This is a genomic window from Streptomyces sp. NPDC087844 (assembly GCF_044742785.1).
In the GTDB taxonomy this organism is placed as follows: Bacteria; Actinomycetota; Actinomycetes; order Streptomycetales; family Streptomycetaceae; genus Streptomyces.
Genome location: NZ_JBIUVD010000002.1, coordinates 370,972 through 389,609, shown reverse-complemented (window position 1 = coordinate 389,609; position 18,638 = coordinate 370,972). Strand labels below are relative to the sequence as shown.

The following is an 18,638-nucleotide window of genomic DNA, read 5'->3' as shown; positions in this document are numbered from 1 at the left end:
TCACCGCCCGCCGGCAGGCATCGTGGCGGTGACCAGCATCATGCTGTCCGTGTTCATGCCCGGGAAGGCGGACAGATGCGGGGCGAACCGCTCGACGACGTACGGCAGCGCGAGCAGGTCGGCGACCTGGGCCTGCCAGCCGTGGCCGGCCCACCAGCGCTCGGCGTCCGCGAGATGCCAGATCCACGGTGTACCGGCGTCGGACAGCGCCTCCAGCCAGGGCTTCACGAAGGGCGATTCGGCGGTGGCGGCGTTCAGGCACTCGGCTCCCAGAGTGCTGCCCGGCGCGGACAGTTCGCTCACCGTCGCGATCAGGCGGTCGACCGCTCGCGGCTCCAGATAGAAGAGCAGGCCCTCGCACAGCCAGGCGGTGGGCAGTTGCGGGTCGAATCCGGCGGCGATCGCCGCGCTCCGCCAGTCCCCGAGCAGGTCGGCGGCGACCGGGACACGGTGCGCGGCGGCCGGGGTGCGGCCGGCCAGGATCTGCTCCTTGAAGCCCTGTACGGCGGGCAGGTCGACCTCGAAGATCCGGGTCCCGGCGGGCCAGTCGAGCCGGTACGCACGGGCGTCGAGTCCCGCCCCGAGGAGGACGACCTGTTGGCACCCGGCGCGCGTCGCGGCGAGGAGGTGGTCGTCGAAGAACCGGGTGCGGACGGCGAGCCAGTCGGGCAGCACCTGCTGCAGGACTCCGTCTCCCGGCGGCGCCCCGGCCGGTCCGGCGCCGGCCAGGAACTCCTCGGCCAGCGGGTCCGCGAAGAGCGCTTGCGTGCGGGCGGATTCGCGCGCCCGCATCCGGACGGTCCACAGGGCCGTCTCCGAGACGCCGTCCAGGGTGGCCTCCGCCGCTTGGGGCCGGCTGTCGTGCTGCTGCATGGGCATACGGGTTTCCTTTGTGGGCTGGTCTTCTGTCGGGACGTCGGGTGGGGGGCGGTTCAGCGGGGTGCGCGTCGGCGGTCGAGGAACAGGGCCGCCGCGCCGAGGGCCAGCAGGCCGCGCGAGGGCTTCCAGGTGCGCTGTCCGCCCATGGACCCGGGCGTGTGCGGTTCGTGCAGCTGGAGAGCGAGTTGCCGGTTGGCGGCGTCGGAGAGCAGACCGCGCCACTGTTCGGGGGCGGACGCCGCGGTCGACAGGAGGTCCATCGTGTTGCGGGCGACCTGGTCCCGGGTGAAGTACTCGCGGATCAGGGCCATGATGATTCCGCGTGCCTCCTCCTTGAAGACGTCGGCGAGTGCGATCTCCGGTGCCAGACAGCGCACCGAACCCTCCAGGTTCGCGAAGGACTTGCCGAGCAGGGAGATGGCGGGCGCCGAACCGATGCCCCGCTTGGTCGCCTTCTCCAGGACGGTGGTCAGGGACACCCCGAAGTTGAGGTCCTCCAGGGACGCGGTGGCGACCTTCGGCACCAGGGCGGCCATGTCGGCTGCGAACGCGGGCAGGTTCGACCAGGCGGTGACCCGCCCCATGTCCGCCCAGGCGTGGGCGAGTCCGTGGCCGTCGTTCTGGGCGATGGCCATGAGCAACGGCAACAGTTGCAGACTGGTCCGGCGGTCCAGCCGGCCCACCATGCCCCAGTCGATGAGCGTCGCCGGTCCGCCGGGCTGCGCGAAGATGTTCCCGGCGTGCGGATCGGCGTGGAACATGCGGTCGACGAAGTAGCCCCGGTACATGAACCGCAGCAGGTCCTTGCCGATCTCCGTGCGTTCCCGCTCGCTGAACGAGTCGCGGTCGACGTGGTTCACGGAGTCGCCGGCCGCCAGCGACTGGATGAGCACCTTGGGGGTGGAGTGCACGACCCTGGGCACTTCGAGCATCGGGTATCGCTTGATGTATCCGCGGGCCTCGTCCATGTTGCGGGCCTCGCCGGTGAAGTCCAGCTCCGGTTCCATCGCGTCGAAGATCGAACCGAGCATCGCCTCGACGTCGATCACCTCGTTGAAGCGGGGCGCGGTACGGGCCAGGATCTTGGACGCCTTGCGCATCAGCGCCATGTCGGAGCGGACGGTGTCCCGGATGCCGGGCCGTTGGATCTTCACCACCGCCGGGCGTCCGCCGGGCAGGGTGACCTTGTAGACCTGTGCGAGGGAGGCCGCGCCGAGCGGACGGACCGTCTCGATGTCGTCGAAACGGCGCTTCCAGTCCATCCCCAACTCCTCCTGGAGTACGGGTTCGAAGACCGAGAAGGGCTGGACGTCGACCTGGTCGTGCAGGTTCTGCAACTCGCCGATCATGGAGGCGGGCACCATGTCGGGGCGGGTGGACAGGATCTGGCCGAGCTTCACGTAGAACGGGCCGAGACTCTCCAGGGCGTGCCGCACCGCCTTCGCCCGGCGTGTTCCGTCCTGCGCCGGCCCGTCCCCGGCGGAGGCCTCCGCTTCCGCCGGGGACAGTGGGTCGCGCCTGGACCGCCGGCGTTCTCGCGTCACCTGTCCCAGCTCGTCGGCGACGAGGCTTCCCAGTACCTTCACAACCAGCCGGAGCCGACTGCCGAGCATGGCACTCATGTGTCACTACCTCCTGTGCCTGACGAGTTCTGTCAGTCGTGTGCGCGATCACCCACAGCGGTGGGTCAGGCGTCCCGGTCACTCACCGGGGGTGCGGTGATACGCGTCCGGTGGCGCCCGGCGGGGTCCGGAGTTACCGCTCAGACCCCCTTCCGCGCTGTCGGGGCACGGCCGGCGACGCCGACCGTCGCGCCGACCACGCCCTGTACGTTCTCCAGCGCGCCCACCAGGGAGCCGACGAGCTCGGAGAGTTGAGCGATCTGCTGGGGCAGCGCCGACAGTCCCTCCGCCGTGTCCGCCGCGCCGGACGCGGCCGATGCCGCTCCGCCGGACGCCTGACCGAGCGCGGCCAGCGGCTGATGGTTGGTTCCGGGCGCGGCGTTCGCGAGAACGGCCGCGGGGTTGGCCACACCATTGAGGGCGGAGAGCGCGGTGACCGTCCGCAGCACGTCGCCGGGCACCCCGTTCAGCGCCCCGTACGGGATGTCGGCGCTGAACCAGCTCTCGCAGTGCCGGTCGTAGTGGCCGTCGTGGTGCCTGCCGCGCCAGTCCCAGTTCCTGCCGCCGTGGTGCCTGTCCCAGTCCCTCCCGCGGTGCCTGCCGTGGCGGCAGTCCCGGTCCCAGTCGCGGTCGCGGTCCCTGTCCCAGTCGCGGTCCCGGTCCCAGTCCCGGTCCCGGTCCCGGTCCCGGTCCCAGCGGTCCCTTCGGTCGAGGATGTCGTCGAAGGCCCTCTTGGTGCTGTCGGCGATATCGCCGATATAATCCTTGATCGTGTCCTGTGCACTGTTCCTGCTCACGGTCACAACCTTTCCTGCTCCTCGGCACTCCCGGAATTCGGGAGCCGTTTTTCGTGCCCGTGGCGACCTGGGTCACCTGCGGGAAGAAGGCGGAAATCCGCGTTGAGGGGGTCCGTTCTGAATCGGCTCGATCAGGCCACTCCGTCCGGCGCCGCGTGTCGCGGGAGCGCCGTTCGCGCACCGGGCGCGATCGGGTCGTGCGGCAACGCGCCAAGGCGCCGTGCGGGCACTGCGAAGTCGGCCCGGCCCGAAAGGGACGCCCTAGGCCGCGACGCCGTCCAGGGCCCTGGCGCAGACGAGCCGCAGCCGTGCCCGCGCCCGCGTGAACGCGCCTTCGGCCGCCTTCACCGAGATCTGGTGCAGGCGCGCGAATTCCAGCGTGGAGATTCCATGGGCGCGGGCGAGGACGACCTGCCGCTCCCGGCCGCGCAACAGGTGGACCTGGGCGAGCAGCCAGCGCCCGAAGTCCTGGTCGCAGACGCCCTCGTCCGGCGGCTCGGGACCGCCCACGTCGGCCGCGCGGCGCAGCATCCGGCGTCTGCGCTCCAGTTCGCGGTAGTGGTCGGCGCACAGGCGCAGGGCGACCGAGGTCAGAAACGGTCCGATCCGCTCTCGGTCGAGGGTTCCGTGCGCGGCGGCCCTGAGCATCGCCTCCTGGACGCAGTCCTCGGCGTCCTGCGCGTTCGGAAGCCGGCGGCGGACCAGCCTCATCAGCCGCTCCCGGTGGCTCGCGATCACGTCCCAGGAGAATTCCGGTCGACTCTCCTCGTGCATTTCTTCAATTGCTCGGCCAAAAACTCGGTCGACAATTTGCAACTCATGTAAGCGGTCTACCGATTTCCTGTGATCCATGACCCCGAGATCGATCCGTCAGTGCGAATCACACTATTCGCACGGTCTGTCCACACCCGTCGCAGGGTTAATCTCCTGGACAAGCCGGGGACAAACCACCGGCGATCACAGCCCACTCGTCCGAATGGAAATGGGATCGTGCCACTCCAGACCTTTTTCCCTCGTGGTACACATCTCATGCCGGTTAGCACCACTTCTGACAAGCGAGGAAACGTCACTCCGCAACCGAGAACATCACCCTAGGTAAAGAAAGGTTCCCACGCGCCAGCGCACACGGCGCGAATACGCCACATTCCCGAGCCGGTGAAGCACAGGGGGCGCATTCGTTCCGGCGTCGCCCGGTTTCCGGAAAATACGATCGGCGAAAAGGGATAAGCGGATATCGGCGTGACCGTCCCTGCCGTCCCGAACTCCGCTCTCGACCCGGCGAAGACGCGCCGCCGCGTCCACCCCGTGCCGAGCGCCGCGTTCATGGCGAGATCGTTCGTCATGGAGTTTTCCGAGGTGGTTCGCCGTCGTCGTAGGGTCCGGTAGTCCGAACTACTCCGACAAGCCGCCGGATCCGGGTATGACCGAGCGGATCCCCGGCTCGGCGCCGCGGGCGCCCTCGGCGGGCTTCTCCCTGGCCTGTGCCGCTCTGGCGGGCGCCCTCCTGATCGCCGTGCCGCCGCTGATCACGGTGACCTCCAAGGAGGACAAGGAGGAGCCGAAGACCGTCGACAACGCGGGTACGGCCCGCGGATCATCCGGTTCCTCCGGGGGTAGGTACTGGGTCCGGGCTGCCCGGATGGGCGTGCGCATGCCAGGGAACGCGCCAGTGGGTCTCTCGCCTTCCCCGCTCATCCGCAGGACACTTGACCAGGAAAGCCGTTGTCGGCGGAGGGGGACGCGAATGCGGGACAGCCATCGGGCGGAGGCCGAACGGCTGTTGGTGCGGGCCGTCGAGGAGGAGGTCCGGCGGTCGGGCGGACGCGTCGAAGGCAGCGTACTGCTGTCGCGGGCGCGGGCCGCGCTGGACACCATGGCGAGGACGGCCGCCGAGGAGTACGAGGCCTACACGAAGGCGACGGACGAGGCGGAGGCCGGCCGGCTGACCTTCGGGCAGCGCTACGCGCGCGAGGGCGCCGGAACTCCCCTGCTGGTGGCGGCCGTCGCCGCCCTCGCGGCCGTGGTGGCGGACCTGGCGCTCGGCACCGGTGCGGGCCCGGCGGTGGGCGCCGGCGCGATCGTCGGCGTCGTGGCCGCCGCGACCACGGTGGCGAAGGTGACGGCCTCCCACCTGCCGGCCGCGAGCCGCCGGTCGGGAGCCCTGAGCCAGCCCGGTGGCCCCGAACAACTGCGCCTGACCTGGCTGACCGCCCTGGAGGTCCGGGGGATCCGCCCCTTCTTCGACCAGCAGCGCGTGTTCAACGCCTCCACCGGAGCGAAGAAGGGCGCGCCCCAGCTGCGGCGTACGGACAAGAGCGCGGCAGCCCGCCGGCGGAGTGTCCTGGAGCAGTCGTTCGGTCAACTGCCGGAGCCGGTCGGACCGTTCGCGGGCCGCCGCCAGGAGCTGCTGCGGATCGCGCAGTGGGTGCACGCGGCCCGCGCGAGCACCGAGACCAGGCCGACGGTGGTCGTCCTGCACGGCGCGCCGGGCTCCGGCCGCAGCACCCTGGCCGTCCGCGCGGCGCACGAGCTGAAGGACCAGTTCCGCGGCGCGTGCGTGGTGGACCTGCGGGGCGACAGCCCGGAGGAGCCGCCGCTGACCACCCGCGACGCGCTGCTCCACCTGCTCAACCGGCTGGGCGCGCCCCGCGAACAGCTCCTGTTCCGTGAGCGTTCCTCGCAGGACCAGCAGGTCAGGCGGCTCGCCGAGCTGTACCACCAGCATCTGACCGGCCTGCCGGTGACGATCGTGCTGGACGACGCGAGCGACCTGGAGCAGGTACGCACACTCGTGCCGGAGCGCTCCGACAGCCTGGTCGTCGTCACCACCCGCAAACCCCTGGACCTGCCCGCCGACCTGCCCGCCTGGGTGCACCAGCTCGCGGTGGAACCGCTGGCCGCGCCGGGCGCCGAGGAGCTGCTGAAGGCCACCGCCCAGGACGCCTCGGCTCCGTACGACGCCGAGGCCTGCGACGAGATCAGGGAGTTGTGCGGCGGGCTGCCCCTGGCGCTGCGCGTCGCCGGCTCGTCCCTCGGCCCGCGCACGCCGCGCCGGCTCGCCACCGACCTGGCGGCGTACGGCCCGGTCGAGCCGGTCGAACGGGTGCTGTGGCTGCGCTACACGGACCAGCCGGACCCGACGAGGCGGCTGCTGCGGCGACTGGCGCTGGCGGGTCGCGCCTCGCTGGGCGCCGCAGCGGCGGCGGCCCTCCTCGCGACGGACGAGCCGGAGGCGACCCGCCATCTGGAAGCGCTGTCCCGCGCGGGTCTGATCGACCACGTCCGCGGCAGCCGCTACCGCCTGCACGATCTCGTACGAGCCTTCGCGCAGGCCCGCCTCCTCGACGAGGAGGAACCGGCCGAGCGCACGGCCGCGCAGGAACGTCTCATCGTGAACTACGGGGAACTGGCCGACTCGGTGATCCGCCTGGTCGACGGCAAGACCTCCACGCGAGCCGACACGTCCTTCCAATCGAGCACGGTCGGTCCGCACGGCTTCACCTCGCTGGACGCGGCCCTGCGCTGGCTGGACGACGAGTCGAGCTTCATCACGGCGACTCTGCGGCACGCGGAGGGCGTGGACCAGGCGGCGGTGCTCAACCTCCTGGGCGCCCTGTGCGACTACTGCCTGCTGCGCGGCGACCTCTACCGCCTGGGCGAGATCAGCGAGTTGACGCAGGCCGTCGACCAGGGGCTGCTGGTGCGCTCGGTCCAGTGGCGCACGGGCATCGCGGCCCGTCAGCTCGGCGAACTCGACAAGGCCCGTACGACCCTGACCTCGGTGGTCGACCTCTACTTCGAGGCCCATCACGACGCGGGCGCCGCACGGGCGCTGTGCTCGCTCGGGATCACCCTGCACCACCAGGGCAACCTCACCGAGGCCGCCCTGAAACTCCAGGAGGCCCTGGATCTCCAGGCCTCCCCCGACCTCGCGGCCGACCGGGCCTGGACGATGCACGCGCTGGCGGCCGTGGAGCGGGACCGGGCGAGGCTGCGCGAGGCGCTCGACCTCCTCACGCGGGCCCTGGACCTGCACCGCGAGGGCGAGTCCGTGCACGGCGAGGCGTGGGCCCACTACCAGCTCGGCCAACTGGGCCTGCGCATGGGCGACGTACCGCGCGCCGAGTCCGAACTCCGCGACGCCCTCGACCTGTACCGGCGTACCCGCGACGCCCGTGGCGAGGCCTGGGCGCTGACCCAGCTGGCCCGGGCCCGGCTGGTCGACGGCGACCCGTCCGCCGCCTTGGACGGCCTGCGCCAGGCGGCCTCCCGCCACCGCGAGAACGAGGACTCCCGGGGCGAGGCCTGGACGGTGTACTACCTGGGCCAGTCCCTGGAGGAGACGGGCAACCTCGACCAGGCGGTCCGTGAACTGGAGCGGTCCCGGACGATGTTCTCGCGCATCCGCGACGTCTACGGATTGGCCTGCGCCCGCCACCACTCGGCACGGGTGACCCGCGACCAGCGCGCCGCGCAGACCGGCTCGCTGCGCAACTCCGGCTTCGCCCGGCAGCTCCTGGTGGACGCCCGCGCCGACTTCCAGCGGATCGGCGTCGCCCACGGGGAGGCCTGGACCTGCCTGGAACTGGCGGTGGTGGACGCGGGCAACGCCCGTACGCAGTCGGCGCTGGCCCTGTGCGACGAGGCGACCTCGCTCTTCGCCGCCTACGGCGACCGCCGCGGCGAGGACTGGGCCCGCTTCCTGCGCTGCACACTCCTGCCGTACGCCTCCCCCGGCGGCGTCGAGGTGGGCACCGCCGTGGCCCAGGAGGAGCTGTCCCAGCTCTCCCGCGCCGGCCACCCGACCCGCGACGGAAAACTGGACGACTACATCGAGGCGTACCAGCTCCTCCTGGAACGGGGAGCCGACCTGGAGGCCGGCTGGCAGGCCTGGCGCCTGGGAATGGTCCCGAACCGGCATGCGCGGGAGATCATGGGGGTGCCGGTTTCGGCACAGCGGACGTGACAGCGCCGTTCCCCGAGGGGCCCCGCGGGTGCGGCTGATCCGGCGATGCCGCCGGGCATCACCGGATCAGGGCGCCGACGCGGTCGCGTCCGGGGTCAGCCCTTGGCGGGCGAGGCCTCGCCCCCGGAACCGGTACCGGCCGAACCGGACGTCGCCTTCCCGGCGGGTTCCGCCTTCGGGTCGGCGTCCTCCTTGAAGTCGACCCTCGTCAGCTGCCGGTTCATGGACTTCATCAGGCCCCATACCGCCAGGGCCATCACCGCGAAGACGATGAAGCCGAGGACACCGGGGGTGACCTTGTTCTCGTCGACCTCCTTGGCGAGGGGGACGAGGTGCGTCAGTGCCAGGCTTGCGCTCATATCAGGCATTGTCGCGGATGCCCGCGAAGAGGTCGTCCTCGGGGAGGGATGTGTCGACGAGGGACTTCGCGAGCTCGTACTCCTCCGTCGGCCAGACCTCCTTCTGGAGCTCCATCGGGACGCGGAACCAGCCGCCCTCGGGGTCGATCTGCGTGGCGTGCGCGATGAGGGCCTTGTCGCGGATCTCGTAGAAGTCCGCGCACGGGACATGCGTGGTCAGCGTGCGCTCGGCGCGCTGGAACTCGTCCCACCGCTTGAGCCAGTCCCCGTACGGCGACTCCAGGCCCCGGTCCAGCATGGCGTGGTGCAGTGCCTCGGTGCGCGGGCGGTTGAAGCCCTGGTTGTAGTAGAGCTTCTGCGACTGGAAGGCCGGGCCGAACTCCGACTCCGGGTACTTCTCGGTGTCGGCCGCGCCCTCGAACGCCACCATCGAGATCTTGTGGGTCATGATGTGGTCCGGATGCGGATACCCGCCGTTCTCGTCGTAGGTGGTGATCACCTGCGGACGGAACGAGCGGATCTTGCGGACCAGTTCACCGGCGGCCTTGTCGACGTCCTCCAGGGCGAAGCACCCCTCGGGCAGCGGCGGCAGCGGGTCGCCCTCGGGCAGACCCGAGTCCACGAAGCCCAGCCATTCCTGCTTGACGCCGAGGATCTCGCGGGCCTCGTCCATCTCCTTCTTGCGCACCTCGTGGATGTTCTCCTCGACGTACTTGTCGCCCTGCAGCTTGGGGTTGAGAATGGAGCCGCGCTCCCCACCCGTGCAGGTCACGACCAGCACGTCCACCCCCTCGGACACGTACTTCGCCATGGTGGCCGCGCCCTTCGACGACTCGTCGTCGGGGTGGGCGTGCACGGCCATCAGTCGCAGCTGGTCAGTCAAGACTCAATCCTCAGTAAGTCGGCGCCCCAGTGTGTGACGGCGCAATCCATAGGGGTCGTCCCGCAGGGACGTCGATGAGGGACGTCGATGAGGGGCGGCGGTCGGGTGACGGGTGGGAGCTTCTATAGTGACCGAACCGGCGGGCAAAAAATTCCGGGCCCCGGCCCGGCGGACCCGCCCCGGAAAGGACGATCATGAGTACGGTGCAGCTGCCCGAGGGCCGGTACGGTCGCTCCGCGGACGTGCGCACCGACCGCAAACTCAAGATCATCGGTTCCGTGCTCGGAGTGGCGCTGCTCGCACTGATCGGCTATTTCGCCTTCCACTACGTGGCCGGCAACAAGATCAGCGCGGAGGTCATCAGTTTCGACGCCTCGGACTCCGCCGTGAAGGTACATCTTGAGGTCCGCAAGGACTCGGGTGTGAGGGGTTACTGCACGATCCGGTCCCAGGCGGAGGACGGCGCCGAGGTCGGCCGCGCGGACTTCCGGTTCGACCAGGACGCGACCCGCGTCGACAAGGTCCTCACGCTCCGCACGACGGCCCCCGGCACGACCGCGGAACTCCTCGGCTGCCACGCGGACTGAGCTGCGCACCGTGCGACTCCGTGGCCACGCCGGACCGCACGCGACACTGACGGATGCCACTCCCGATACCTCCTCACTGACCTGCGTGGACGTAATTCTGATGGCTTATGTCCTCCCCCTTCGGCCCGTGAATTGTTAGGCTCGTGGTTTCGCCCACCCGAGAAGGAACATCCTTCTGGGTAGGGCGATGCTTTGTATTCCCAGTACCTACGAGGAGCACCTGTGACCCAGACCAGCGAGAACGTCACCTGGCTGACCCAGGAGGCGTACAACCAGCTCAGGGCCGAGCTGGAGCACCTGTCTGGTCCTGCGCGCACGGAGATCGCAGCCAAGATCGCGGCCGCGCGCGAGGAGGGCGATCTGCGTGAGAACGGCGGGTATCACGCGGCCAAGGAGGAGCAGGGCAAGATGGAACTCCGGGTGCGCCAGCTGACCCAGCTCCTGGAGAACGCCAAGGTGGGCGAGGCTCCGTCGGCCGGTGGTGCGGTCGCGCCCGGCATGGTCGTCACCATCGCCTTCGACGGCGACGAGGACGACACGCTCACCTTCCTGCTCGCCTCGCGCGAGTACGCGAGCTCCGACATCGAGACCTATTCACCGCAGTCCCCGCTGGGGTCCGGTGTGAACGGCAAGAAGATCGGCGAGGACGCCCAGTACGAGCTGCCGAACGGGAAGCTCGCCTCGGTGAAGGTTCTCGAAGCCAAGCCGTACGCCGCGTAACCCCCGTCCACGGCGTCGCCCCCGGCGAGCCCCCGGTGCCTGCGCGCCGGGGGCTTCTCCGTGCCCGCTCAGCCGTCCGCCTTGCGGTACTTGCGTACCGCCAGGGTGCGGAAGAGGACGATGATCAGCACGGACCAGATCACCGAGGCCCAGACGGGATGCTGCATGGGCCAGGCGCTCGACTCCACCACGCCCGGGTTGCCGAACAGCACGCGGCACGCCTGCACCGTGGCACTGAACGGGTTCCACTCGGCGATGTGCCGCAGCCAGGGGGTCATCTGGCTGGAGTCCACGAAGGCGTTCGAGATGAACGTCACCGGGAACAGCCAGATGATCCCGCCCGAGGTCGCCGCCTCGGGGGTGCGCACGGACAGGCCGATCAGTGCGCCGATCCAGGTGAAGGCGTATCCCAGGAGGAGCAGCAGACCGAAGGCGGCCAGGACCCTGCCCGCGTTGGTCGGCTCCGCGGAACCGGTGCGCCAGCCCACGAGCAGCGCGACGACCGCGAGGACGAGCAGCGTGATGGCCGTCTGCACCAGGTCGGCGACGGTCCGGCCGGTCAGCACCGCGCCGCGGGCCATCGGCAGGGAGCGGAAACGGTCGACGAGCCCCTTCTGCATGTCGTCCGCGATACCGGCGGCCGATCCCGCGGTGGCGAACGTGACGGTCTGCGCGAAGATGCCCGCCATCAGGAAGTTCTTGTAGACGTCCGGGTCGGTGGTGCTCCCGATCTGCATCGAGCCGCCGAAGACGTACGTGAACATGACCACGAACATCACCGGCTGGATGATCCCGAACAGAATCATCTCGGGGATCCTGGTCATGCGGATCAGGTTGCGTTTGGCGACGACCAGGGAGTCCCGGACGGACTGCCCGAGGGAGCCTCCCGGGGCCACGGTCCGCACGGCATCGGTGACGGCGCTCACTTGTCGGCCTCCTTCTTGCGCTTGGACCCCTTGGACCTCTTGGATCCCTTGAGTCCCTCGGTGTCGGCGCTCTCGCCGTTCTCCGCTTCCTTCTGCTCGGCGAGGTGGCCGGTCAGGGACAGGAAGACGTCGTCGAGCGTGGGGCGGCGCAGACCGATGTCGTCGATCTCGATGCCGCGGGCGTCCAGCTCACGGATGACCTCCGCGAGGAGCTTCGCGCCGCCGGAGACGGGCACGGTGAGCCGGCGGGTGTGGTCCTCGACGGTTGTCTCGCCCTTGCCGAAGCCCCGCAGGACCTCGGTGGCGGTCGCGATGTGCTCGCGCTCGTGCACCACGACCTCCACGCGCTCGCCGCCGGTACGGGCCTTGAGCTGGTCGGAGGTGCCGCGGGCGATGACCTTGCCGTGGTCGACGACGCAGATGTCGTGCGCGAGGTGGTCGGCCTCTTCGAGGTACTGCGTGGTCAGCAGCAGCGTCGTACCACCGGAGACCAGCTGTTTGATGACCTCCCACAGCTGCTGGCGGTTGCGCGGGTCGAGGCCGGTCGTCGGTTCGTCCATGAACATGACCGGCGGCGAGACGACGAGCGCCGCCGCGAGGTCGAGCCGGCGGCGCATACCGCCGGAGTAGGTCTTCGCCGTCCGGTCGGCCGCCTCCGTGAGGTTGAACTGCTCCAGCAGCTCGACCGCGCGGGCCTTCGCCTGCTTGGCCCTCATCTGGTAGAGCTGGCCGACCATGTGGAGGTTCTCACGGCCCGTCAGATATTCGTCCACCGCGGCGAACTGACCGGACAGACCGATCGAGCGCCGTACCTCGTTCGGGTGCTTCAGTACGTCGATGCCCGCGACGACCGCTCTGCCGCTGTCGGGCCGGAGCAGGGTGGTGAGGCAGCGGACGGCGGTGGTCTTGCCCGCTCCGTTCGGCCCGAGGAGGCCCAGGACCGTGCCCTCCGGGACATCGAGATCGACGCCGTCCAGAGCCCTTACGTCGCCGAAGGTCTTCACCAGGCCTTCGGCGTAGATGGCGCCTGGCATGTGAGTCTCCCGAGTGGTTGGGGATCCAGTGAAAAGTGATGGGTGGGCGACTGTCTTTCGCCTGCTGTGCGCCTCCGGGCGAGCGAATATCGCACCTCACCCGGACTGCCTTGTGACGAGAGACACACCATAACGCGATGTATCGCGTTTCCTCAAGCGGTTTTCCCAGCCCGGTTCTCCCAGCCCGGTTCTCCCGGCGCGCCTCCCCCACCCGACCTCAGTCGATGACCGTGTAGCCCGCCCGACGCAGCGCCGAGTTCACCTCGGCACAGTGCTTCGGCCCCTTCGTCTCCAGGTGAAGCTCGACCTCCACCTCCGTGAGCCCGAGCCGCGGATCGGTCCGTACGTGACTCACATCGAGGACGTTAGCGTCCACCACTGACAACACCCCGAGAAGCGTGGCCAGGGCCCCGGGCCGGTCCGTCAGCCGCAGCGTGACCGCCAGGTAGCGGCCGTTCGCGGCCATGCCGTGCCGCAGGATGCGCTGCATCAGCAGCGGATCGACGTTCCCGCCGGACAGCAGCGCGACGACCGGACCCTCGAAGGCCTCCGGCTCGCTCATGATCGCCGCCACCGGGCTCGCCCCGGCCGGCTCGACGACCAGTTTCGCCCGCTCCAGGCAGAGCAGCAGCGCGCTGGACAGCGCGTCCTCGGAGACCGTACGGATCTCGTCGACCAGGTCGCCGATGATCCGGAACGGCACGTCCCCCGGCCGCCCGACCTTGATCCCGTCGGCCATCGTCGCCGGGTTCTCGACCGACACCGGACGCCCGGCCGCCAGCGAGGGCGGGTACGCGGCCGCGCCCGCCGCCTGCACACCCACGATCCGCACGTCCGGCCGCAGCGCCTTCACCGCGACCGCGATGCCCGCGGCGAGCCCGCCACCGCCGATCCCCACGACGATCGTGCGCACCTCGGGGCACTGCTCCAGGATCTCCAGGCCCACCGTGCCCTGCCCGGCGATGATGTCGGGGTGGTCGAAGGGGTGGATGAAGACGGCACCCGTCTCGGCCGCGTACTCCTGCGCGGCGGCCAGCGTCTCGTCCACCACCGTGCCGTGCGTACGCACCTCGGCGCCGTAGTGCATGGTCGCCGCGACCTTCGGCAGCGGGGCACCCGACGGCATGAACACCGTGGAGCGCACACCGAGCAGCGAGGAGGCCAGGGCGACCCCCTGCGCGTGGTTGCCCGCGCTGGCCGCGACCACCCCGGCGGCCCGCTCCTCGGGAAGGAGGCCGGCGATCCGCACGTACGCGCCGCGCAGTTTGAACGAACCGGTGCGCTGGAGGTTCTCGCACTTGAGGAGGACCGGCGCGCCCACCAGGCCGGACAGGTGCCTGCTGCCCTCCATGGCGGTCATCCGTGCCACGCCGGAGAGCATCTTCTGGGCGCCGCGCACATCGTCGAGGGTCACGGGCGGCAAGGGGTCGGCCGTGCGATAGCTCATGACCATCAGTCTCGCAGTTCACACCGCGCCACAGCGGGCGTGACCAACGTCCGAGACCGGTTTCCTCAGCGCCGGTACGGCCCGCCCCCCGTCCGCGTACTCTGTCCCCCAACCCAGCCCCACGCATGAATAGAGCCCCCGGCCATGCCCACAACACCTGAAATGTCGATGGACATGACGACCGTCGGTGACCCCGGTCTTCTCGAAACACTGCAGCACGAGGTCGCGGTGTTCGCCCGCCGTGCCGAACAGACCCGGCTCGGCGGAGTCGGGCAGGTGCGCAACTCGATGGACCGCGCCGCGTACCTGCTGCTCAACCGCCTCGACAAGGAAGGCCCGATGGGCGTCAAGGCGCTCGCCGCGAGCATGGGCATCGACTCGTCGACGGTCACCCGGCAGGTCGCCCCACTGGTCGACACCGGCCTCGTCAAGCGCACCTCCCACCCGGAGGACGGGCGGGCCGTGGTGCTCCAGCTGTCGCCGCGCGGACTCTCCCGTCTGGAGGAAGTCCGTTCCTCCAGGCGCCAGTTGATGGCGGAACTGACCCAGGAGTGGTCGCCCGAGGAGCGCGAGGCCTTCTGCACCCTGCTCACCCGCTTCAACGTCGCACTCTCCACCCGCATGGCCGCGTCGCCGTCCGCAGAGGCACCGGCAACCTCCTGACCGCCCGCCGCCCGCCACCACGCCGGGCCGCACCGGACCGATCCGGACCGATCCGGGCGTACCGTCTCGTGCCGGCCTCTTGACCGGGGGCCCACGCCTGGCCTCATATGAAGTCGGGTCCCGACGCACGCGGCTGTTCACGGCGTACGTCCCCAGGGCCCGGTTTTCCCACGGGGAGGCGCGGTGCGAGAGCGGCAGGCGTCCCGGAACGCCCGCCGTGCCCGGGAGTTCGAGGCGTTCGTCGCGGGCGCGGCAGGGCGGTTGCTGCATGCCGCCACGCTGCTCACCGCGGAGCCCACGGACGGCAACCCGCGCGCGCGGCGCCTGCTCACCGCGGCCCTGGCCCATACGTACGCCGTCTGGGACCGCCTGCACGGCGAGGACCCGTACGACCGGACCCGGCAGTATCTGGCTGTGCGCTTCGCGCGCGGGGCCTGGCACCAGTACGGCGGTATCGGCCGGCCGCACCCCCGTGGCCGCCCCGCCCCCGACAGCGCCCTGCGCCACCTCACCCCTCAGGAACGGCTGATCCTCGTGCTGCGCATGTACGAGGGCGTCGCCGAGGAACAGGCCGCCGCGCTGCTGGGGCTGCCCACGGAACGCGTACGGACGATCTGCGACCGTGCCATGGCCACACTGCTGCATCCGCCGCGGGAAGCCGCCCCGCCGATCGCGAAGGTGGTGCCTTCATGAGCCCTGTCAGCCGCAGGGAGGCCGACGTCCGGCGCATCCTGGAGAAGCCGCAGCCTCCCGTACCGCCCGCCCTGTACACGGAGGCCGTCCGCAGGGGCGGGCGCATGCTGCGCCGCCGGACGCTTGCCCGGCGGCTGATGTGGCTGGTGCTGTTAGCGGCGACCGTGGCCTTCGTGGTGTGGCTGTCGGTCGCCCAGCCGTGGGTGGAGCCGCCTTCGGAGACGACTCCACCGCTGACCGGCTGGTGAGAGGGCCTGCGGCGGCCTCTGGAGGGCCGCCGGGTACTACAGGACTGCAGCCGAGCCGGACGGGCCGAACCGGTCGGGCTATCCCAGGGCCTGCTTAAGGTCCTCAAGGAGGTCGTCGACGTTCTCGATGCCCACGGAGAGGCGTACGAGATCGGCGGGGACCTCCAGGAGGGACCCGGCCACGGACGCGTGCGTCATCCGCCCCGGGTGCTCGATCAGGGACTCGACGCCGCCCAGGGACTCGCCCAGGGTGAACACCTTGGCGCGGTTGCAGACCTCGACGGCCGCCTCCTCGCCCCCCTCGACCTGGAAGGAGACCATGCCGCCGAACGACCGCATCTGCTTGGCGGCGGTCTCGTGACCGGGGTGCTCCGGAAGGCCCGGGTACAGAACGCGCGTCACGCGCGCGTGCCGGGTGAGCATCTCGGCGACCTTGGTGGCGTTCTCGCTGTGCCGGTCCATACGGACGGCGAGCGTCTTGATGCCGCGCAGCACCAGCCAGGCGTCCATGGGACCGGCCACCGCGCCCATCGCGTTCTGGTGGTAGGCGAGCTCTTCGCCGAGCGCCTGGTCGGCGACCACGAGCGCACCGCCGACGACGTCGGAATGGCCGCCCATGTACTTGGTCAGCGAGTGCACGACGACGTCCGCGCCGAGCGCGAGCGGCTGCTGGAGGTAAGGGCTGGCGAAGGTGTTGTCGACGACCAGCTTCGCGCCGGCCTCACGCGCGACGTGCGAGAGCGCGGCGATGTCGGTGATGCCGAGGAGCGGGTTGGAGGGGGTCTCCACCCAGACGGCCTTGGTCCTGGGCGTGATGGCGGCCCGTACGGCCGCGGGGTCGCTGGTGTCGGCGACCGACCACTCCACCCCCCACCGCGAGACGACCTTCGCGAAGAGGCGGAACGTACCGCCGTACGCGTCGTTGGGGATGACCACGTGGTCGCCGGGACTGAGCAGCGTACGCAACAGGCAGTCCTCGGCCGCCAGTCCGGACGCGAACGCGAGCCCGCGGCGGCCGCCCTCCAGGGCCGCGAGGTTCTCCTCCAGGGCGGTCCTGGTCGGGTTGGCGCTGCGGCTGTACTCGTAGCCGCCGCGCAGACCGCCGACGCCGTCCTGTTTGTAGGTCGAAACCTGATAGATCGGCGGGACGACCGCGCCGGTGAGGGGATCGGCGGTGTTGCCCGCGTGGATCGCCACGGTTTCGAAGTGCTGGCTGATGTGCCTTTCGCTCATGGGAACCGAGGGTAGTGCGCTCGCGGACGTTGTGACGTCGGACGCCCCCCTCCTGGCCCGAGGCCGTCGCCGAGGGCTCTGGGGGAACTGCTCCCTGCGGCCCTCCGCGGAGGTTTTCCACAGGAGTCGCCGCCCTGGTTGGCCAATTGTCGGACCCGTCTGGTTCGCTTGTGGCATGGAAATTCTCTGGGTCCTGATGGCGCTGCTCATGATCGGGTTCGCCCTCGGACCGATCATGATGCGCAGGCGTGCCGGTGGTATCCAGCAGGTCGCTCCCGGCGACCCGGACGCCGCCGACCCGGCGAACTACGGCTTCCTGCGCCAGGAGGAGCTGGACATCCGCATGCCCGGCCCCGACCAGGACCTGCTGGAGGTCCTCGATCTGGTGCAACGCAGCCAGGACTACCGCGCCGCGTCACAGCTCCTCGCCGGTACGGAGGCAGAGGGCGAGCGGCGCTGGCAGCGCGTCCAGGCCTTCGCGGGGGCCGCGTCGCTGGAGCTGCAGCAGCGTCCGGGCGGGGTGAGCGAGAACCCCGGCGGGCAGTGGCTGCGGGTCTGGCGGACCGAGCAGCCCAAGGACGCGGGCGGCGCGGCGGTGCACGCGGAGTTCCTGGTGCAGCAGGCGTGGCGTACGTCGTCGCCGGGGACGGACGAGTTCCGGATCATCATGGAGGAGGCGCGGGCGGCCTGCGGTGACGCGGCGCTGCTGGCTCCGGGCGACCCGATCCCGTACATCATCGAGCTCTCCGTGGCCCGCGGGCTCGCCTACTCGCAGCCGGAGTTCGAGAAGCTCTGGCTGAAGATCCTGGACCGGGCGCCCGCGCACATGGGGGCGCATCTGGCGGCACTGCACTACTGGTGCGAGAAGTGGCACGGCTCGCGGGAGACGGCGTACTCGTTCGCGGAGGCGGCGGCGGCGCGGGCTCCCCGGGGTTCCCTGCTCGCCGCCATGCCGCTCTTCGCGGTCTTCGAGCACCTCCCCGAGGTGAATCTCGTCAGCGGTTTCTACCAGAGCGAGGTCGTGACCAAGGCGGTCCACGGCGCGCTCTTCGCGGTCCACGCGGCCCGCTCGGACGACCCGATGCTCGCCCATGTCCGCCATCTGCTGGTCTTCTTCCTGGTGCGCGGCGAGCGCTGGGCGGAGTCGATGAACCAGCTGGTGCGTGTCGACGGCCACGTGGGCGCCCTGCCCTGGACCCTGACGCCCGACCCGGCGGCGGACTACGCGGTGTACCGGGCCCTGTCGGTGGCGGGATACGAGGCGAACGGGGGAAGCCCGGTGACGCTGCCGCACTGAGCACACCCCTGGCAGCCCCGGCAGCCGCGGCCCTGCCCCCGGAATGCCGGAGACGGCTCCTACGTTCCTCTCGCTGGACGCCACCGCCACGAGGGGGCTTCTGGCATCGCCTCCATCTCCGCCATCTCCGCCATCGCCGAGGAGGGCCCGTGTTCCCGGGGCAGCGTAGGCTCGACGTGACCGGGGTGTCCTGCCCCATGGGTGTGGCCGTGGCAGCCGGGTAAGCCTCTTCCGCCGGGAGTCGCGGCGACATCGGGCGCACTGTCGGCCGGTGTCGAGTCGAT

18 protein-coding genes are annotated in these 18,638 nt (G+C 70.5%); 7 read left to right on the top strand and 11 right to left on the bottom strand.

Going from position 1 to position 18,638, the window contains the following annotated elements; genetic code table 11:
• The 5 genes from ACIOKD_RS05340 to ACIOKD_RS05320 form a co-directional block, all read right to left on the bottom strand.
• Complete coding sequence (locus ACIOKD_RS05340) at positions 1–879, bottom strand: SAM-dependent methyltransferase (protein WP_402078438.1); 879 nt, start codon at positions 877–879, stop codon at positions 1–3.
• Between the two features lie 53 nt (positions 880–932).
• Complete coding sequence (locus tag ACIOKD_RS05335; protein ID WP_402078435.1) at positions 933–2,501, bottom strand: ABC1 kinase family protein; 1,569 nt, start codon at positions 2,499–2,501, stop codon at positions 933–935.
• 140 nt (positions 2,502–2,641) lie between these two features.
• Positions 2,642–3,298, bottom strand: coding sequence for a hypothetical protein (locus ACIOKD_RS05330; RefSeq protein WP_402078433.1), 657 nt, complete (start codon positions 3,296–3,298; stop codon positions 2,642–2,644).
• A 261-nt stretch (positions 3,299–3,559) separates the two neighbouring features.
• Positions 3,560–4,072: an RNA polymerase sigma factor gene (locus tag ACIOKD_RS05325; protein ID WP_402078431.1), complete on the bottom strand. Its 513-nt coding sequence runs from the start codon at positions 4,070–4,072 to the stop codon at positions 3,560–3,562.
• Between the two features lie 618 nt (positions 4,073–4,690).
• Positions 4,691–4,951 (bottom strand): hypothetical protein, encoded by a 261-nt coding sequence (locus ACIOKD_RS05320; RefSeq protein WP_402078428.1) that lies wholly within the window; start codon positions 4,949–4,951, stop codon positions 4,691–4,693.
• Positions 4,952–5,042: 91 nt separating this feature from the next.
• On the opposite strand from ACIOKD_RS05320, the gene ACIOKD_RS05315 reads away from it, so the two are divergent.
• On the top strand, positions 5,043–8,264 hold the full coding sequence (locus ACIOKD_RS05315) for a tetratricopeptide repeat protein (protein WP_402078426.1): 3,222 nt from the start codon (positions 5,043–5,045) through the stop codon (positions 8,262–8,264).
• A 95-nt stretch (positions 8,265–8,359) separates the two neighbouring features.
• Here ACIOKD_RS05315 and ACIOKD_RS05310 read toward each other — a convergent pair whose 3' ends face one another.
• Together ACIOKD_RS05310 and mca are read right to left on the bottom strand one after the other, a co-directional pair.
• Positions 8,360–8,632, bottom strand: coding sequence for a hypothetical protein (locus ACIOKD_RS05310; RefSeq protein WP_402078423.1), 273 nt, complete (start codon positions 8,630–8,632; stop codon positions 8,360–8,362).
• A complete protein-coding gene (gene mca, locus ACIOKD_RS05305; protein WP_402079210.1) occupies positions 8,625–9,485 on the bottom strand; it encodes a mycothiol conjugate amidase Mca in 861 nt (286 codons plus the stop codon). The genes ACIOKD_RS05310 and mca overlap by 8 nt, the downstream gene beginning before the upstream one ends.
• 215 nt (positions 9,486–9,700) lie before the next feature.
• Between mca and ACIOKD_RS05300 the strand changes: the two genes are divergently transcribed.
• Both ACIOKD_RS05300 and greA read left to right on the top strand, forming a co-directional pair.
• The gene (locus ACIOKD_RS05300) at positions 9,701–10,093 is read left to right on the top strand and encodes a DUF4307 domain-containing protein (protein ID WP_402078420.1); all 393 of its coding nucleotides are present in this window, start codon (positions 9,701–9,703) and stop codon (positions 10,091–10,093) included.
• 222 nt (positions 10,094–10,315) lie between these two features.
• A complete protein-coding gene (greA, locus tag ACIOKD_RS05295; protein WP_189769428.1) occupies positions 10,316–10,813 on the top strand; it encodes a transcription elongation factor GreA in 498 nt (165 codons plus the stop codon).
• A gap of 68 nt (positions 10,814–10,881) precedes the next feature.
• Here the strand turns inward: greA and ACIOKD_RS05290 are convergent, their stop codons facing one another.
• The 3 genes from ACIOKD_RS05290 to ilvA form a co-directional block, all read right to left on the bottom strand.
• Positions 10,882–11,739, bottom strand: a complete 858-nt coding sequence (locus ACIOKD_RS05290) for an ABC transporter permease (protein ID WP_402078417.1) — start codon at positions 11,737–11,739, stop codon at positions 10,882–10,884.
• Positions 11,736–12,773: an ATP-binding cassette domain-containing protein gene (locus ACIOKD_RS05285; RefSeq protein WP_402078415.1), complete on the bottom strand. Its 1,038-nt coding sequence runs from the start codon at positions 12,771–12,773 to the stop codon at positions 11,736–11,738. The genes ACIOKD_RS05290 and ACIOKD_RS05285 overlap by 4 nt, the downstream gene beginning before the upstream one ends.
• Before the next feature lie 217 nt (positions 12,774–12,990).
• On the bottom strand, positions 12,991–14,220 hold the full coding sequence (ilvA, locus tag ACIOKD_RS05280) for a threonine ammonia-lyase (RefSeq protein ID WP_402078413.1): 1,230 nt from the start codon (positions 14,218–14,220) through the stop codon (positions 12,991–12,993).
• A gap of 162 nt (positions 14,221–14,382) precedes the next feature.
• Between ilvA and ACIOKD_RS05275 the strand changes: the two genes are divergently transcribed.
• From ACIOKD_RS05275 to ACIOKD_RS05265, 3 genes are all read left to right on the top strand, one after another.
• The gene (locus ACIOKD_RS05275) at positions 14,383–14,883 is read left to right on the top strand and encodes a MarR family winged helix-turn-helix transcriptional regulator (RefSeq protein ID WP_402079208.1); all 501 of its coding nucleotides are present in this window, start codon (positions 14,383–14,385) and stop codon (positions 14,881–14,883) included.
• 183 nt (positions 14,884–15,066) lie between these two features.
• Complete coding sequence (locus ACIOKD_RS05270; protein ID WP_402078411.1) at positions 15,067–15,576, top strand: sigma factor-like helix-turn-helix DNA-binding protein; 510 nt, start codon at positions 15,067–15,069, stop codon at positions 15,574–15,576.
• Entirely contained in the window at positions 15,573–15,824 is a 252-nt protein-coding gene (locus ACIOKD_RS05265; protein ID WP_402078408.1) for a hypothetical protein, read from the top strand. Before ACIOKD_RS05270 ends, ACIOKD_RS05265 begins: the two co-directional genes overlap by 4 nt.
• A 78-nt stretch (positions 15,825–15,902) precedes the next feature.
• On the opposite strand, the gene ACIOKD_RS05260 is transcribed toward ACIOKD_RS05265, so the two are convergent.
• Positions 15,903–17,057 (bottom strand): cystathionine gamma-synthase, encoded by a 1,155-nt coding sequence (locus tag ACIOKD_RS05260; RefSeq protein ID WP_402078405.1) that lies wholly within the window; start codon positions 17,055–17,057, stop codon positions 15,903–15,905.
• Between the two features lie 175 nt (positions 17,058–17,232).
• Here ACIOKD_RS05260 and ACIOKD_RS05255 point away from each other — a divergent pair, with 175 nt between their 5' ends.
• Positions 17,233–18,354 carry a hypothetical protein gene (locus ACIOKD_RS05255; RefSeq protein ID WP_402078402.1) on the top strand — a complete coding sequence of 374 codons (1,122 nt, stop codon included), beginning with the start codon at positions 17,233–17,235 and terminating at the stop codon, positions 18,352–18,354.
• The last annotated feature ends 284 nt before the right edge of the window (positions 18,355–18,638 follow it).

Bases quoted from the DNA above. Each gene is read 5' to 3' on its own strand.
- mca (WP_402079210.1), bottom strand. From the start codon at position 9,485: ATGGCCGTGCACGCCCACCCCGACGACGAGTCGTCGAAGGGCGCGGCC.
- ACIOKD_RS05310 (WP_402078423.1), bottom strand. From the start codon at position 8,632: ATGCCTGATATGAGCGCAAGCCTGGCACTGACGCACCTCGTCCCCCTC.
- ACIOKD_RS05285 (WP_402078415.1), bottom strand. From the start codon at position 12,773: ATGCCAGGCGCCATCTACGCCGAAGGCCTGGTGAAGACCTTCGGCGAC.
- ACIOKD_RS05315 (WP_402078426.1), top strand. From the start codon at position 5,043: ATGCGGGACAGCCATCGGGCGGAGGCCGAACGGCTGTTGGTGCGGGCC.
- ACIOKD_RS05265 (WP_402078408.1), top strand. From the start codon at position 15,573: ATGAGCCCTGTCAGCCGCAGGGAGGCCGACGTCCGGCGCATCCTGGAG.
- ACIOKD_RS05320 (WP_402078428.1), bottom strand. From the start codon at position 4,951: ATGCGCACGCCCATCCGGGCAGCCCGGACCCAGTACCTACCCCCGGAG.
- ACIOKD_RS05335 (WP_402078435.1), bottom strand. From the start codon at position 2,501: ATGAGTGCCATGCTCGGCAGTCGGCTCCGGCTGGTTGTGAAGGTACTG.
- ilvA (WP_402078413.1), bottom strand. From the start codon at position 14,220: ATGAGCTATCGCACGGCCGACCCCTTGCCGCCCGTGACCCTCGACGAT.
- ACIOKD_RS05260 (WP_402078405.1), bottom strand. From the start codon at position 17,057: ATGAGCGAAAGGCACATCAGCCAGCACTTCGAAACCGTGGCGATCCAC.
- ACIOKD_RS05300 (WP_402078420.1), top strand. From the start codon at position 9,701: ATGAGTACGGTGCAGCTGCCCGAGGGCCGGTACGGTCGCTCCGCGGAC.
- ACIOKD_RS05325 (WP_402078431.1), bottom strand. From the start codon at position 4,072: ATGCACGAGGAGAGTCGACCGGAATTCTCCTGGGACGTGATCGCGAGC.
- ACIOKD_RS05255 (WP_402078402.1), top strand. From the start codon at position 17,233: ATGGAAATTCTCTGGGTCCTGATGGCGCTGCTCATGATCGGGTTCGCC.
- ACIOKD_RS05275 (WP_402079208.1), top strand. From the start codon at position 14,383: ATGTCGATGGACATGACGACCGTCGGTGACCCCGGTCTTCTCGAAACA.
- ACIOKD_RS05340 (WP_402078438.1), bottom strand. From the start codon at position 879: ATGCCCATGCAGCAGCACGACAGCCGGCCCCAAGCGGCGGAGGCCACC.